A 16,306-nucleotide genomic window follows, 5' to 3' on the forward strand; every position below is an offset into this window, starting at 1 on the left:
CCCCAGAGGAAATGGGCACCTGGCGCCTGTCTGCTTGTCTGGCCGAATGCCATTGAACCGACGCTTGCCGCGTGAACGCACCCACGCCTGCCGTGCGTGACCACATTGAGGACGAGCGGGCAGCCACTGCCCGTCGGTGGCACCTTCCAGGAGAGCCACGCTGAAATTAGTCAACAGAACCTGAATCGAGGTTCACAACCTGGGCGGGATGCGATGAGCGTGAAGTTGTCACTGGCCGGCAGGCGGCGGGGAACCGAACACCTCTTCTCCCCACCCGAGGGCCCGCTCCCCTGGCTGCGCCGCATCTCCGAATGGTTCGAAACCCAGCACGGTGAGCTCATCGAAAGCACCCACCTGGGCACGGGGCCGCTGGGCGCGCCGATGCTCCGGTTGCGCCTCCACCCCGCCGCGGGAGAGGTCGCGTTCCTGGCCACCTCCGGCGCGCAAGTGTCCGTCTCCGCGGAGACCTCCGCCGTGGGGCCCGGCTACCACCTCTTCCTCTGCGACACACTCAAGGACCTGGGCGAGGCGCTCGACCTCGTCTGGGCAGGGGGCCGCTCCACCGCGAAGCCAGGAGACCCCACCGGCTATTTCCACACGGGCGACGCGGGCCCGGTGGACGTACACATGCTGGCGTCGCTCCAGGAAGCCGTCGGCCAGGTGCTGCGCATGCGCCGCCTGGGCGAGTCTGGCTTCGCGCTGTCCATGCGCTTTGGCCACACCTTCGAGTATCCCGGCGCGCTGCTGACACCGCTGGGGCCTCGCGATGCGCGCTGGCTGATGGACGTGTACGCGGACCCTCGCCGGGGCATCGACGTGTTTCCCTGGTGGACGCCGGGCATTCACGCGAGCACGCGGCTCAACCGCGCGCGGTGCCGCCTGTGGACGGACGTCGTCTGGCGCACGCCGCTGCTGGAGGACGAGCGCCGCCTGCTGCGCGACGTGGCGCGACTGCTGGAGCAGGCCTGGCGCGAGGACCCGACCCTCCCCTACCCGTGGCGGGAGTGGCAGGAAGTGCTCGGGTTCCTGGGCGTGGGTGGCACGCTGGCCGAGGAAGTCCACCGGCGTGCCTCCGCCGCCGCGGGAGGCCCCCCTGTCGGCTACCGGCGCGGCGAGGTGCAGGTGGCGCTGCCCGAGGGCTGGGAGATTCGCATCCCGGGCTCGCTCGCGGAGGCGCACCTCCAGGATGGAACGTGGGTGGCCCGCGACCACCGGCGCAGCGTCCGCTTCGTCCCGCTGGGGGACGGCGGCGCGGACAGCCTCACCCCGACCTTCGTGGAGCGCCGCGCGATGGATTTGGAGCACCACGGGGAGCGGGTCAGCGGACGCGCCTCGCTCCGCGTGGGCCCGGGCGAGTGCCGGCTGACGGCGCTGTGTACGTCGGGCAGGCGGCGGGCCTTGTGTGTGGTGAGCTTCGACGACCCGGACGAGCAGGACTGGGCGCTGGGGACCTGGCGCTCACTGGACCACGCTGCCGCCGCGTGACGCTTGCCAGCCCGCTGGGGCCATCCCACATTGGGCGGGCTTTTCCTCCAGAATCGAGAGCCTGCAATGAGTAGGGAAGTCTGGCCGGGCAAGCCCTGGCCTCGTGGCGCCACCTTCGATGGTTCAGGGGTCAACTTCGCCGTCTACTCCCAGGTCGCGACCCGCGTGGAGGTCTGCCTCTTCGACCCAGCGGACCCGACGAAGGAAATCGGCCGGTTCGACCTGCCGGAGTCCGCGGACTTCGTCCACCACGGGTACGTCCCGGGCATGGAGCCGGGCACGCTGTACGGCCTGCGCGTCCACGGCCCCTACGAGCCCGCCAAGGGCCACCGGTGCAACCCGCACAAGCTGTTGGTGGACCCCTACGCCAAGGCGCTCTACGGCGATGTGGACTGGCGGCAGCCGGTGTTCGGCTATCCCCTGGACCACGCACAGCAGGACCTGGTGCGCGACGAGCGTGACAGCGCGGCGGGCGTCCCCAAGGCCGTGGTGGTGAGCGACTTCTTCGACTGGGGCAATGACCGCCGCCCGGACATCACCTGGCGCAAGACCGTGCTGTACGAGGCCCACGTGCGCGGCCTCACCATGCGCCACCCCGGCGTGCCCGAGCACCTGCGCGGCACCTACGCGGGCCTCGCGTGCCCCGCCGTCATCGAGCACCTGCAGAAGCTGGGCGTGACGTCGGTGGAGCTGCTGCCGGTGCACGCGTTCGCGGACGACTCGTTCCTCGACGACAAGAAGCTGTCCAACTTCTGGGGCTACAACACCCTGGGCTACTTCGCGCCGGAGCAGTACTACGCCAGCCGCAAGACGCCCGGCGCCGCCGTCGCCGAGTTCAAGGCGATGGTGAGGGACCTGCACGCCGCGGGCATCGAGGTCATCCTCGACGTCGTCTACAACCACACCTGCGAGGGCAACCACCTGGGGCCCACGCTGTCGCTCAAGGGCATCGACAACGCGAGCTACTACTGGCTGATGCCGGACGGGCGGCACTACCTGGACTTCACCGGGTGCGGCAACAGCGTCAACGCTTCCAACCCACAGGCGGCGCGGCTCATCATCGACAGCCTCCGCTACTGGGTGACGGAGATGCACGTGGACGGGTTCCGCTTCGACCTCGCCACGGTGCTGGGCCGCACGGGTGAAGGGGCCTTCGACCGGAACGCGGCGCTGTTCCAGATTCTCCACCAGGACCCGGTGCTTGGCCGCGTGAAGCTCATCGCGGAGCCCTGGGACGTGGGGCTCGGCGGCTACCAGGTGGGCGGCTTCCCCCCGCCCTGGCGCGAGTGGAACGGCAAGTACCGGGACGCGCTCCGCCGCTTCTGGAAGGGCGACGAGAACCTCGCCAGCGAGATGGGCTACCGCATCACTGGCAACGCGGACCTCTACGCGGAGGCGCGCCGGCGGCCCCAGGCGAGCATCAACTTCGTCACCGCGCATGACGGCTTCACGCTGCACGACCTGGTGACGTACAGCCACAAGCACAACGAGGCCAACGGCGAGCACAACCGGGACGGCGCGGACGACAACCAGTCGTGGAACTGCGGCGTGGAGGGCGAGACGGACGACGCGGACGTCATCGCACTGCGCGAGCGGCAGAAGCGCAACCTGCTGGCCTCGCTCTTCCTCTCCACCGGCATCCCGATGATTGTCGCCGGCGACGAGATGGGCCGCACGCAGGGCGGCAACAACAACGCCTACTGCCAGGACAACGAGCTGTCCTGGGTGGACTGGAGCCTGGATGAGCGCCGGCAGAAGCTGCTCGCGTTCACCCAGAAGCTCATCCAGTTCCGCCACCGACAGCCGGTGCTCCAGCGCCGCCGCTTCTTCAAGGGCCAGCACCTGTGGGACTCCGAGCACAAGGACCTGACGTGGTTCCGTCCGGACGGCTCGGAGATGAAGGCGGAGGACTGGGAGAAGCCCTTCGTCCGCTCCCTGGCGTTCCTGCTGGGCGGTGACGCCATCCCCACGCCGGACGAGCGTGGGCAGCGCATCTTTGGTGATGCATTGCTCGTCCTGCTCAACGCGCACCATGAATCGGTGACGTACAAGGTGCCGCCCGCGGCGCAGGGCCAGCGGTGGGAGTTGGAGCTCTGCACCTCCGACGACAGCAAGGGCCCGGAGCAGGCCATCGGGGAGACCTTCGAGCTCATCGGCCGCTCGCTCGCGGTGTTCCGGCAGGTCGAGGGCTGAGCCGAAAACCCGCGTGTTAGGGTGCCCGCCGAGTTCGTCTCCGGCGGGCACCGCCACCGCGCGCGGAGTATACGGAGGAGCCGTGTCCCGGGATGCGCAGGAAGAGGGTGTGGAGCAGGTGTACGGCGAGATTGCCTCGGCCTACGAGGTGCTCTTCCCCGCCCTGCACCGCTACGAGGAACGGGTGGAGCGGTTCCTCTCCGCGGTGGTGACCCCCGGCGCTCGCGTGCTCGACGTGGGGTGCGGCCCGGGACTTCACACGCGCGGACTGGACGCCTCCATCGACGTGGTGGGCACCGACCTCTCGGAGGAGATGCTCGCGCTGGCCCGCGCGGCCCGGCCCGGTGGCACGTGGTACCGCCACAGCTATCACCAACCCTTTCCTTCCGAGTGGGGCCGCTTCCATGTCGCCCTCGCCATCGGCTGCCTGGACTTCTGCGATGACCTGCCGCGCGTGCTGAAGCACCTCGCGGACGCGTTGGAGCCGGGCGGCACGCTGCTCTTCACGGTGTTGGAGCGACGCCCCGGATTGGACGGGCACGAAGTCCCGACGCAGCGGATTCAAACAGCGGGGCCCGAGGTGACGCTGCACCTGTACTCCTTCGAGGAGACCGCCCGCGCCGTCACGGAGGCAGGGCTGCTCCCGCGCACGTACACGCATGCGCCAGGCTGGGTTCAGCTCACGGAGCAACGGACCTTGTGGTTCGGCTGGTGGGAAGTGGAACGGCGTTGAACCCGCGTGTGCCTTCGGTTGGAGTGAGCCTCCGTTCCGGAGGCACCGACACGTGAATCCGTTTCGAAGGAAACCGCTGGCACGCGAGCTCCGAGCCCGACGAAGCGAACTGATTTCATGCCACGGAGACACACCGCGCCTGGGCACAGGCGCACCGCAATGCCATACCGGCGCCCTCCTCTCGACGCGGCGCCGCTCGCCGCCAAGGTCCCCTTCGATGTCGCGACGCCTTCCCCGCTGGCTTTGTGCCTGTGCGCTGTTCACCTGGAGCACCGCGTGCGTTCGCTCGCCGCCCCCGGCGGAACAAGCGGTCCCTGAGGAGGCGCGGACGCTGGCCTCGGATGAATATGTGCTGGCGGAGGACGTGAGCGTGCGGAAGCTCGCGCCCGGCGTGTGGCTGCACGTCACGGTGGTGACGACGGAGCGGTTCGGCCGCGTCTCCACCAACGGGCTCATCATCGAGGACGGAGAGACCTCCTTGCTGGTCGACACGGGGTGGGATGCACGACAGGGCGCGATGCTGTTCGACTGGGCCCGCGACACACTCCGGCGCCCGGTGCGCGCGGCGGTGGTGACGCACTTCCACGACGACCGCCTCGGGGGTGTTCCGGCGCTCGTCCCGCACGGCATCCCGGTCCATGGCCTGGAGGCAACGGCGCGCATCGCCACGGAGTTGGGACTGCCGGGCCCGACGGAGACCTTCACCGAGACGCAGTCGGTGGGGTCGCTCGAGGTGTTCTTCCCCGGCGCGGGCCATGCGAAGGACAACGTGGTCGTGTGGCACCGGGACAGCGGCGTGCTGTTCGGCGGATGCTTCGTGAAGGACGGCGCATCGAAGAACCTGGGCAATGTGGCGGACGCGGACGTCGCGGCCTGGCCCGCGAGTCTGGCGCGCGCACGGCAGCGCTTCCCCGAGGCGAAGGTGGTGGTCCCTGGCCATGGAGAGGTCGGAGGGCCCGAGCTGCTGAGCCACACGGAGGCCTTGCTGCGCTGACCGTTCGCGTCTGAAAGCAACCGGGCAGGCGTGAACGATGCGACGGCGCTTCGCCCGCGAGGACGGGAGCGTTGGCCAGCGCACCGAGGTGGGTCGTTTCGCGCTCGCTCGCCTGCCGGTGAGGGTCCGTCCCAGGACATTCCCACACGGCTCCAGGGTTCGCGGACATGGGCGGGGGTCCTTGCCGTCCATACCGTCCCGCGGAGAAGCACGGGCCATTGGGTGTTGGGGACGGAGGGAGACATGAGGCTTGTGGCTGCGGTGTCGCTCGCGATGGTGGCGAGCGCGTGTACCTCGGTGCGGATGGAGCAGCGGGAGGGTTGCTGGGTGAAGCAGACCCGGGCCTTTCCCTCCACACTCAAGGAGGAAGTGGGGCCCTGCGCACGGCCCCAGCCGGTGTGGTCCGAGGACCGGCTCACGCGGTTGGTGCAGGAGTGCGTGATGCACACGGACTATCGCTGGCAGAGCAGCGCGCTGATTGCATGGAACCGGAGCGAGCCGCTCCCGGAGCGTGAGTCCGAGGAGAAGGTGCTCACCGCCTGCATGGCCCGGGCGGAGACCATCCTGGGGACGGAGAAAGGCGCGCTGGAGCAGCGGTTGAGCGAGGTGTCGCAGGAGCGGGACACGCTCAAGGCCAGCATCGAGAAGGAACGAGGCCAGCACCAGGCGGCCTTCACGGAGCAACTCACCCGTCACGACGCCAACATGGAGCGGGCGCGCGACCAGATGCACCAGAGCAACAACCTGCTCGCGGAGGCACTGGGGGAAGCGGCGAAGAAGCCCGCGCCCTCGGCGGTGGCGACGGCGACCTCGACGTCCAGCAGCGAGGGGATGGCGAACACGCAGACTGACTCCACGCAGCGAAGCGACGCGACGCTCCGGGGGGACGTGTCATCGACGCGGAGACGCTCGTCCTCGAAGGAGTCGCGTTCGTCGTCCGGTCCCCCGGTCGCCAAGCCCATCATGGACACGGCGCCCATGTGCGAGCTGTCCTCGGCCACGCTGGCGAAGGCCAGTCCGCAGGGTGCGGCTACGAAGAAGGCACGGGCGTCAGGGAAGAACGCGGCCGCGTGCAAGCCGATGCAGCCGCTGGACACGCCCCTGCCGGACGCCGAACCAGAGGAGACCATCCTGGCGACACCCGCACCGCAGACGGCGAAAGCACCCAGCCCGTTCATGCCCAAGGACCCGGACGCGGTGGAGTAACGCCCGGGACACACCGGCCGCCCCTTCTTCAAACGAAGTGGGCGGCCTCCAGCGAACGCGCCCTGGCATCCATCGCCGGGCGCATTCGCGTGTCAGGACCACCACTCCCCCCCGTCCCATTGCCCCGGCGGAATCCAGAGGTGTCACGGGGCTGTCCCCGGGCTCCCGGCTCCGGGCATGGGTGCGATGTACCCGGGCGCCGGCGTGGGTGTTCCCGGGTCCATCGCTCGCGGTGATTTCCTCGTATCGGACCGCCCGGCGGACCCCGTTGGATCCAAATGGAAGCAGGGGCCAAGCGCGCCTGCTTTGAGCTAGCTCACTGGTAGAGCACAGGTCTGATAATCCTGAGGAGAAGGTTCGATTCCTTCGTTCATCCCAGAGGGCTTCGCCGCGAGCTGACGTGAGCGCGGGTCCACTGCTTCCCACTCCTCCCACCGCGATGCCCGGCCTTCCGCCAGGGCGACAGGGCCCCTCCCGAGCCGTCATCGGAAGTCCCCGCCGCCGTCCGCGAAGGTGCCCGGCACGCAGGCGCGAGCAGCCAGGAAGCGGCCAGGACATGCCGTCCGCGCTCATCCGTCCGTGAACGGTGGGGCCCTCACTTTTCAGCAGTGCCCGGGACACGCGCGACACCGCGCACCGAACCGTCCCGGTTCTTCAAGCTCCCCGAAGGGGGAAAGGAGGTGCGCGATGAGCATCCTGCGTGTGGATATCGGCAAGAATGAACGGGCCTTCGTCCTGGTGGACGAGAAGCCGGAGCGCTACCTCGTCCCCGGCCGACACTGGCTCGTCCAGCCCTTCAAGAAGGTGCGCGTCGAACGCGTGAGCACCGAGCAGCCGCTGGCCCAGCTCGACCCCGCGTACCTCGCGCTCGTCCCCGCCGCGGACCTCCAGGTCGTGGAGCTCGGCGCCGATGAGCGCGCCATCCTCTTCCACAAGGGCCGGCCGGTGCGCTGGCTCACTCGCGGTCTGCACCAGGTGTGGACCGTGGAGCGCCTCCCCTCCCGTGACCTGACGCCCGCCGCGCCCACCGTGCGCGTGGAACGCGTGGACGTCTCCGGTGTCGCCACCGAGCCCCTGCGCGATGAAGTGCGCGCCCTCGTCCCCGCAAGTGACTACGTGGAGACCACCGCCGCCGAAGGCAGCGTCGCGCTGCGCTACGTCGACGGCGTCCTCGACACCGTGCTGCCCCCGGGCCGCCACGCCGCGTGGACCGTCGCCCGCAAGGTGCAGCTCGCCATCATCGACCTGCGCGAGCGCCTGCTCCACGTCACCGGCCAGGAGGTGATGACCCGCGACCGCGTCACCCTGCGCCTCAACCTGTCAGCGGCCTTCAGCGTCGCGGACGCGCGCCGGCTCGCCGTCGTGTCCCGTGCACCGGATGACGTCCTCTACCTCGCCATGCAGCTCGCGGCGCGAGAGGCCGTGTCGGAGCGCACCCTGGACGAGCTGCTCGCCTCGCGCGAGGCCGTGGCCGAAAGCCTCTTCACCCAGGTGAAGGACCGCGCCAGCACCGTGGGCCTGGAGCTGCTGCGCTTCGGCATCAAGGACGTGGTGCTCCCCGGCGAGATGAAGGAGCTGCTGAACCGCGTCATCCAGGCGCAGAAGGAGGCGGAGGCCAACGTCATCCTGCGGCGCGAGGAGACGGCGGCCACGCGCTCCATGGCGCAGACGGCCAAGGTGCTGGCGGAGAACCCGCTGCTGGTGCGTCTCAAGGAGCTGGAGGCCTACAAGGACCTCGCGTCCAAGGTGGGCCAGGTGCACCTCGTCCTCGGTGAGGGCGCGGTGCCCACCCTGCAGCTCAAGAGTCACTGACTCGCGAATCAATCTCGGGTTAGCCTCGCGGCCCCACACCCGCGAGGAGCCCGAGATGTCGTCGTCGAACCACTACGTCCCCAACCTGCGCGATATCGAGTTCAACCTCTTCGAGTTCCTCGACATCGGCAGCGCCTCGCTGGGCCACGCGCCCTTCGGCGACCTGGATGAGACGTCCGCGCGCCAGATGCTCCAGATGTTCGCGCAGCTCAGCACCAACGAGCTGGCGCTCAGCTTCGAGGAGCCGGAGCACAACCCGCCGAAGCTGGAGAACGGCGCGGTGACGCTGCCGCCGGGCATGAAGAAGGCGATGAACGCCTTCTTCGACGCGGGCATGCACCTGCTGGAGCAGCCGCCGCACCTGGGCGGCCTGGGCGCGCCGCCGTCCCTGGGCTGGGCCGCGTTCGAGCTGCTCGTGGGCGCCAACGCCTCGCTGGCGTTCTACACGCTGGGCAACCTGCTGGCGCGCATCATCGACCGGCTGGGCACGGACGCGCAGAAGCAGCGCTTCCTGCCGCACATGCTGGACCGCCGCTGGGGCGGCTCCATGGTGCTCACCGAGCCCGACGCCGGCAGCGACGTGGGCGCCGCCCGCACCAAGGCCCGCCGCGTCTCCGACGAGCTTTGGGAAATCGAAGGGGTGAAGCGCTTCATCACCAACGGTGACTCGGACATGTCCGAGAACATCATCCACATGGTGCTGGCCCGTCCGGAGGGCGCGGCGCCGGGCACCAAGGGCCTGTCGCTGTTCGTCGTCCCCAAGTACTGGGTGAACGAGGACGGCAGCCTCGGTGAAGACAACGGCGTGGTCTGCACCAAGCTGGAGAAGAAGATGGGGCTGAAGGGCTCCGTCACCTGTGAGATGACCTTCGGCGACGGCAAGCCGTGTCGCGGCCTGCTGCTCGGCGAGGTGCACGACGGCATCCGCCAGATGTTCTACATCATCGAGCAGGCCCGCATGGCGGTGGGCGTGAAGTCCATGGCCACGCTGTCCGCGGGCTACGGCCGCGCGCTGGCCTTCTCCAAGGACCGGCTCCAGGGCGCGGACCTGATGCAGGCCCGCGACAAGACGGCGCCGCGCGTGCCCATCTTCCGCCACCCCGACGTGCGCCGCATGCTGATGGCGCAGAAGGCCCACGCGGAAGGCATGCGCGCGCTGTGCCTCTACACGGCCTTCATCCAGGACGGCGTGGAGCGCAAGGGCGGCCACCGCGCCATCGAGGCGGGCGAGCTGGATACGCTCAACGACATGCTGCTGCCGCTGGTGAAGGGCTACTGCTCGGAGAAGGCGTACGAGATGCTGTCGCTGTCGCTGCAGGTGCACGGCGGCTCCGGCTACCTGCAGGACTACCCGGTGGAGCAGTACATCCGGGACCAGAAAATCGACACGCTCTACGAGGGCACCACGCACATCCAGGCGCTCGACCTGCTCATGCGCAAGGTGGCGCGCGATGGCGGCGCGACGCTCCAGGGCCTGCTGTCGCAGATTCGCGAGACAGCCGAGCGCTCCGGCGAGGACAAGGAGCTGGAGGCCGAGCGCGCCGCGCTGGGCAAGGCGCTGGGTGATTTGGAGACGATGCTCGGCACGCTGATGGGCAAGCTGGGTGAGTCCGTCTACCACGTGGGACTGCAAGGCAACCGCGTGCTGGCCGCCGTCGCCGAGGTCGTCATCGGCTGGCTGCTGGTGCGCCACGCGGAGGTCGCGCTGGACCGGATGAAGAGCAACCCCGGCGACCGCGCCTTCTACGTGGGCAAGCTCGCCAGCGCCCGCTGGTTCTGCCACGAGGTGCTGCCCGGCGTCGCCCACGCCGCCCGCATGGTGGAGCACGGCAACCTGGACCTGATGGAAGTGCCGGAAGAGTCCTTCTGACCCCAGCCCTGGAGTGAGAGACGTGCGCGGGCGTGTCCCCGCCGCCCGCGCGCCTCACTCGGAACATCCCCGCGGGCGCGCTCCACCGCCCGTCCTTTCCCTTCCGCCCATGACTCGGCGCAGAATTCGCGCCCGCCAGCGCCAGGATGGAGCCGAGGCTCCGTAATGCTTGGACAGGGGGAACGAACCCGATGCGGCGAATGATGTGGGCAATGGCACTGGTGCTGGGCCTCGCGGCGTGCGGCGGTGACGTCGCGAAGGAAGCCTTGGGCACGGAGGTGGTGAAGGCGCTCTGTGCCCGCGCCGAGCGCTGCGGGCAGTACGCCCAGGCGGAGGCCTGCGAGCAGGATTTCCGTCAGCGAGGCTGGGAGGAACGCCTGGGCCTGGGCGGGCGCCACGACGACGCGCTGCAAGCGGGCCGGCTCCGCTATGACGAGGAAGCGGCGAACCGCTGTGTGGAGGCCCTGCGCGAAACGAGCTGCGCGCGCATCCTGCCAACCGCCATCGCCTTCGAGTGGGGCATCGAGAACACGCCCGAGTGCCGGGTCCTGATTCCGCAGGACACCGGCGGCACCTGCCTGTCGCAGGTGGAGTGCGGAGCCGACAGGTACTGCAACTACGACGCGCGTCAGAACACCGCGAGCTGCGAAGGGACCTGTTTCCCCCGGGGCGGCACCGGCGACATCATGCCGCATCCGGCCTTCTGCGAATCCGGACTCGTCCCGTCACTGGATACGAGCCAGTGCATGCGGCCCATCGAGAAGGACGGACTCTGCACCCGGACGCTCGACGGAAGCCCCTACTTCATGCCGTGCGCCGAGGGCTTGTGGTGCGACGCGAAGGGCTCTCGCCGATGCCAACCGCTGGGGGAGGAGGGCCAGGCCTGCGCCGGCCTGGAGGAAGCCCCTTGCAGGCCCTTCCTCACCTGCAAGGACGGGACGTGCCGCTCCCTGGCGAAGCAAGGCGCGTCGTGCTGGGCGCCGGACCACACCAGCGCGCTCCCCTCGCGGGAGTGCCAGCATGAGCTGTTCTGCGATGCGGCGTCCCTCACGTTGGGGACGTGCAAACCCCGGCGCTCGGAGCGGGGACTCTGCCGGGACAGCCTCGACTGCGCCGGAGGGCTGTACTGCGCCGACGCCCGGCCGGAAGCCGGGGTGTCGGGCATCTGCATGACGCTCGCGGGGGTGGGCGACGCATGTGGCCCCTCGCTGCCACGGACCTGCGCGCACGGGCTCGCGTGCTCCCGCGACTACGGAACCGGGACCTGCCAACGCGTCGTCCGGGAGGGCGACCGCTGCCAGCTCATCATGCGGGACGCGACGTGCGAGGCGGGGACGTCGTGCCAATCAGGCCGTTGCACCCGCCACGCCCCGGACTTCTGCCGGTAGCCCACGGCCGCCGACGCTAGGCGGTGCCTCGCGCCGCCAGCTCCCGCTCCACGTACAAGCGCAGGATGTGCATGAAGTCCTGCGCGTTGGTCACCACGCCGAAGGCCTGGTGCGTGCCCCGGTCCTTCAGCTTGCTGACCACGAACTCGGACGAGTCCACGCAGATGGTGGGCAGCTCCCGCAGCGAGCCGTCCTTCTCCGTGACGAACGCCGGCAGCATGTTGCCGGTGGCGATGGCGTGCAGCGCCGTGGCGATCATCACGGCGCAGGTCGCCTTCACCGCGTGCTCGCGCATGGCCACCTGCGCCTCCAGGTTGTCCGTCACCACGTCCGGCAGCGGCCCGTCGTCGCGGATGGAGCCCGTCAGCACGAAGGGCACGCGGTGCAGCACGCACGCGTGCATGATGCCGTTGGTAATCACGCCCGCCTCCACCGCCTTCGCGATGGAGCCCGCCGCGCGCACCTTGTTGATGGCGCGCATGTGCAGGCCGTGGCCTCCCGAGGTGGCCTCCCCCGTCCCGCTCATGCCCAGCGTGGTGCCGAAGATGGAGGCCTCGATGTCGTGCACCGCCACCGCGTTGCCCGCGAGCAGCGCGCCCACGAAGCCGTTGGCGACGAACCACGTCATGTCCGCGCGCGCGCGGGAATGCACCAGCGCCGGCCCCGTCACCCAGATGGGGTAGCCGCCGCGCTCGCGGTCGTCCACCAGCACCCGCGCCATCTGCGCGTAGTCGATGGGCTTCTCGCGCGACACCGCGCTCGTCATGAACTTGAACTCGCCCTCGCCATCTCCCGCGAGGTACGCCGAGTTCACGTACACCCCTTCGCTGCCGTCCTCGGCGAGGCCCACGACGACACGCTCACCCGCGCGCACGCGCCGGCCCTCGCGAATCCACAGCTCGCCCTTCGCGTCCAGCACCAGCGCGCCGTCCATGCGAGGCTCGCGCGGCATGCGCCACGCGCCGCCCACGCGCACGTAGGTGGGCAGGTTGGTGGTGGTGAAGAAACCCTCCGGCAGCACACCGTCCGCGGGCGCCGGCTGGAAGCGCGCGTCTGGACTCTGGGAGAAGCGCGCGGCCGTGAAGTCGGGATGAGGAATGGAGCTCACCCCGGCACCATGCGCGGCCCCCTGCCCCACTTCAAGTCCCTCCGTACCGCGGGCCCCTCGGATGTCGAGGGCCAACGGCCACGTCCCTACGAGGCGTCAGCCCAGGTGCGCGCTCATCGAACCGCCGGTGAAGGTACGGGCGGCCGGCGCCAGCTCACGGCGCAGCAACTCCGCGTAGCGGGCCGCCGCGTGCCGCAGCCGGGCCGCCTCGGCCGGCGCCTCCGCGTCATGGGACTCCGCGGCCAACACGTGGTCTCCCAATTGAAAGGCCAGGTAGGCCTGCCGGTGGAAGCGGAGCAACTCCAAGGGTGGGAGCCGGCCCTTGTGGCGCTCCACCACCGCGCACAGCGCGGCCAGCTCCTCCGAGTCCAGCGACAGCTCCACCGCCGCGCCCGCCAAATCCCATGACAGGTCCTGACAGCCCACCAGGTCCTGCGCGAGATGGTGGTCCACCGCATCCGCCTTGAGAAGGCGGCCACCGGGCAGCACCAGCCACTCCCACGCGTGCATCCGGTTGTCCGTCACCGTCCGGCGCACCATGCCCTCCAGCGCGTTCAATCTCGGCATCCACACATGGAGCGCCTGCGCCACCTGCCGCCCCAGCACCACCTCCGTGTTGTAGCGGGCCATCTCCCACAGCTCGCGCGTGGAGGCGCCAGCCCCATCCTCGACCCGCCCGAAGTGACGCGAGCGAAAGCCCAGGTAGGCCCCCACCCGCGCCACCAGCTCCCACCGGTCCACCGAGGACCCCGCCACGCTCAAGGGCCGCGCCTCCTCCAGCCACGGCTGCACCATGAAGCCGTGCTTCAAGCCGGCGACGGGGACACCGAAGCCCGCGTCCGCCAGCACGCGCGTCTGGAGATAGGTCCGCGCGCCATAGGCCCCCAGCCCCGCGGACTTCAGCAGCCACGGGCGCCCTCCCGCGCGCAGCAGGTACTTCCGGCGCTCGCGCCACGTGTGGACCGGAGGCCAGGCCGCCTCCAACGTGCCCTCCAGCAGGTGCTGACGCCAGGCCCCCGCCCCCACGTCCTCGAGCGGCGCGGTCGCCTTGCCCGTGATGTCCTCCACCCAGCCCGCCAACGCGTGGGAAGGCTCGGTGGGCGTCACCATCAACGACTCGAAGTCCACCCCGCGCCGCCGGGCACAACGCCAGCGCTCGCGCTCGCGTGGCTGGGCCCGTGGCCCCAGCGCCCCCGAGTGCCCCGACAGGAAGTACGTGGACGACGGCGCCACGCCCTGCGCCTCCAGGAAGTCCGCCACCGCGCCAAACGACGAACCGGAGCGCCCCGGCCCTTCATCCACCACCACGAAGCGGTAGCCCGCGCGGGCCTCTTCCACCAAGCGAGCGGTCCGCTCGGGCGACAGCGAAAGCGTGCGCCGGTAGGGATGGCCCCGGGGACGCACGAAGCACAACGCCTGGGTGCCCAGCGTCGCGGCCACCACGCCCGCCAGGCCCGTGCCGATGCCGCGGATGCCCAGGACACGCCACGGCCCCCCCTCGGTGGGCAGCGCGCGCGCCGACTCCACATAGCCCTCGGGGTACAGTCCCAGGAAGGCATGCCCCCGAGGCACCTTGCACCGCACCCGCTGCGGCAACGCCAGTCCACTCAGGGACTCCAGCGCGCTGCCCACCCGCGACAGGTCGGCCTGGAAGCCGTCCGTCCAGGACGCCACCACCGCGTGCCCCAGGAGCAGCAGCGTCGACTCGCAGGCGCGCGCCAGCTCCGTGTCTCCGTCCTCGCCGCCCTGGACGACCTGCTCCGCGTCGAGGACGCCCTGCGCCCATTCGCTCGCACGGATGAGCAGCGACACCAGCGCCGCGTGGCGCGTCAGGCCCGCGGGCAGCACCGCCACTTCCCAGCAGGCGCTCGCCAACGCCCGAGCCTCGGCCGTGGGGTCCATGTCTCGCGGATGTTCTCCGGACACCAACATCAGGCTTCCCCTCCCTCGCTCCCGCCCTGCGCTTCCAGTGGCGGCTGGCGCAGGTGGCTGTGCGCGATCGCGGCCAACGCCTCGACCGTGGGCACCTGCCACGCCACCGCATGCCGCTGGCGCCACGTCTCCGCCCACGCCATGAAGGCCTGGAGTTGCTCCGTGCTGGGGGAGACCTGCCAGCGCCGCGCCTTCATCAACGCCAGCGCCTCCAACGGCGCCTGCCCCAGGGCCACGAGCACACACAGCGCCAGCAACGCGCTGCGCCCCACGCCATGCTCACAGTGAATGTAGACCTTGTGCCCCCGGGACAGATGCCCCGTCACCCAGGCGACGCCCTCGTCCAACCGGTCGACGTACAGGGCGCGCAGGTCCTCGGTGGGCAGGTGCAGCAGGGTGATGCCGTGCTCGCCCAGGACTCGCGCGTCGTCATGCGCCTCCACCCGCACGTCCACCACGTGGCGGATGCCGAGCTTCCCCGCCAGGTGCTCCGCCGTGTCGATGGGGAAACGGCCCCCCACCGCCAGCGAGGGCAGCACCCAGTCCAGGTTCAACCTCCGGGACGGCTCGCTCATGCGCCCAAGGTAGGGACGGCACCTGACACCGTCACCACCGGGCGACACAGCGCCTCGCTCGAAGTGTCCTGGGACCCACGTCGGATCATCCTTTTCCCAGGGGGCCGGATGGAACTCACTGGAATCAGAGGACTTTTCCCGTCGCCAGCCTCGAAAACCAAGAGGCACGCAACTCCGGGTCTCAAGCTTCGAGAATAGGTTCAAGACGCACATGCGGCGCCCCCCCGCGCCTCTCCACACCCCATTGGAGCCCCCACATGAGCACCAGCTACCGCATCAAGTCGGGCGATACCCTTTCTCACCTGGCGCAGCGCTACAACACCAGCGTCAGCGCGCTGATGAAGGCGAACCCGCAGATCAAGAACGCGGACCTCATCTACGCCGGCAAGTCGCTGAACATCCCGGGCGCCAAGGACTCCTTCGAGGGCGGGACGGGTGGCACGGGCGGTGCGCGCCGCGCGGGTGGTGCCTCCTCCGGTGGCCAGAGCGAACAGGACGTGCAGGGCCCCAACAGCTCCGGCCCCGGCACCCGTGGCCCCAACGGCAGCCCCTTTGAAATCGCGTCGCAGCACCTGGGCAAGAACGCGGGCTCGCTGAAGCTGGAGAAGAACGGCGTGGGCCTGGCGATGGAGGACTGGGTCCCCAACAACGTCAACTGCGCCAACTTCGTCTCGGGCGTCCTGCGCCAGGCCGGCCAGATTTCCGCCGGGCAGCACGACAACAGCGTGATGGGCCTGCAGCGCAAGCTCGACAACGACCCCAACTTCAAGCGCATCTCCCTGAAGGACGCGAAGCCGGGCGACGTCGTCTCCATGAAGACCAACGGCGGTCAGCACGTGGTGATGTTCGCCGGCTGGAAGGACGGCAAGGCGACCTTCATCGGCTCGAACAACGTCAACTCCGACGGTTCGCAGCGCATCACCATCTCCGGCTTCAACTACCCCATCATGTCCGTGCACCAGTACCAGGGCTGAGCCCTCGCGCAGACTTGAGTGAGCACCCACGGGGCT

At 69.8% G+C, this 16,306-nt stretch carries 12 protein-coding genes and 1 tRNA gene; 10 read left to right on the forward strand and 3 right to left on the reverse strand.

The window, feature by feature from the left end; translation table 11 throughout:
• The first annotated feature begins 213 nt into the window (after positions 1-213).
• The 9 genes from A176_RS31795 to A176_RS31835 all read left to right on the forward strand — a co-directional run bounded on the left by A176_RS31795 (position 214) and on the right by A176_RS31835 (position 11,681).
• Positions 214-1,485 carry a hypothetical protein gene (locus A176_RS31795; RefSeq protein WP_002636209.1) on the forward strand — a complete coding sequence of 424 codons (1,272 nt, stop codon included), beginning with the start codon at positions 214-216 and terminating at the stop codon, positions 1,483-1,485.
• 66 nt (positions 1,486-1,551) lie between these two features.
• On the forward strand, positions 1,552-3,678 hold the full coding sequence (gene glgX, locus A176_RS31800) for a glycogen debranching protein GlgX (RefSeq protein WP_002636210.1): 2,127 nt from the start codon (positions 1,552-1,554) through the stop codon (positions 3,676-3,678).
• Positions 3,679-3,760: 82 nt separating this feature from the next.
• Positions 3,761-4,411 (forward strand): class I SAM-dependent methyltransferase, encoded by a 651-nt coding sequence (locus tag A176_RS31805; protein ID WP_044890330.1) that lies wholly within the window; start codon positions 3,761-3,763, stop codon positions 4,409-4,411.
• A gap of 217 nt (positions 4,412-4,628) precedes the next feature.
• Positions 4,629-5,405, forward strand: a complete 777-nt coding sequence (gene bla, locus A176_RS31810; protein ID WP_044890329.1) for a subclass B1 metallo-beta-lactamase — start codon at positions 4,629-4,631, stop codon at positions 5,403-5,405.
• Between the two features lie 243 nt (positions 5,406-5,648).
• Positions 5,649-6,611, forward strand: coding sequence for a hypothetical protein (locus tag A176_RS31815; RefSeq protein WP_226994044.1), 963 nt, complete (start codon positions 5,649-5,651; stop codon positions 6,609-6,611).
• Positions 6,612-6,918: 307 nt separating this feature from the next.
• Positions 6,919-6,985 (forward strand) — tRNA-Ile (locus A176_RS31820).
• Between the two features lie 313 nt (positions 6,986-7,298).
• Positions 7,299-8,423, forward strand: coding sequence for a slipin family protein (locus tag A176_RS31825; protein ID WP_002636215.1), 1,125 nt, complete (start codon positions 7,299-7,301; stop codon positions 8,421-8,423).
• Between the two features lie 55 nt (positions 8,424-8,478).
• The gene (locus tag A176_RS31830) at positions 8,479-10,293 is read left to right on the forward strand and encodes an acyl-CoA dehydrogenase (protein WP_002636216.1); all 1,815 of its coding nucleotides are present in this window, start codon (positions 8,479-8,481) and stop codon (positions 10,291-10,293) included.
• Positions 10,294-10,505: 212 nt separating this feature from the next.
• The gene (locus A176_RS31835) at positions 10,506-11,681 is read left to right on the forward strand and encodes a Dickkopf N-terminal cysteine-rich domain-containing protein (protein WP_002636217.1); all 1,176 of its coding nucleotides are present in this window, start codon (positions 10,506-10,508) and stop codon (positions 11,679-11,681) included.
• Positions 11,682-11,697: 16 nt separating this feature from the next.
• Here A176_RS31835 and A176_RS31840 read toward each other — a convergent pair whose 3' ends face one another.
• From A176_RS31840 to A176_RS31850, 3 genes are all read right to left on the reverse strand, one after another.
• Positions 11,698-12,789, reverse strand: coding sequence for a putative NPN-dependent ornithine cyclodeaminase (locus A176_RS31840; RefSeq protein WP_002636218.1), 1,092 nt, complete (start codon positions 12,787-12,789; stop codon positions 11,698-11,700).
• Between the two features lie 96 nt (positions 12,790-12,885).
• Positions 12,886-14,691, reverse strand: a complete 1,806-nt coding sequence (locus A176_RS31845) for a hypothetical protein (protein ID WP_226994045.1) — start codon at positions 14,689-14,691, stop codon at positions 12,886-12,888.
• Positions 14,692-14,720: 29 nt separating this feature from the next.
• Positions 14,721-15,296 (reverse strand): protein-tyrosine phosphatase family protein, encoded by a 576-nt coding sequence (locus tag A176_RS31850; protein WP_021781350.1) that lies wholly within the window; start codon positions 15,294-15,296, stop codon positions 14,721-14,723.
• A gap of 257 nt (positions 15,297-15,553) precedes the next feature.
• Here A176_RS31850 and A176_RS31855 point away from each other — a divergent pair, with 257 nt between their 5' ends.
• Positions 15,554-16,270, forward strand: a complete 717-nt coding sequence (locus A176_RS31855) for a C40 family peptidase (protein WP_002636221.1) — start codon at positions 15,554-15,556, stop codon at positions 16,268-16,270.
• Positions 16,271-16,306 lie beyond the last annotated feature (36 nt).

Origin of the sequence: Myxococcus hansupus (genome assembly GCF_000280925.3) — a bacterium.
Classification (GTDB): domain Bacteria; phylum Myxococcota; class Myxococcia; order Myxococcales; family Myxococcaceae; genus Myxococcus; species Myxococcus hansupus.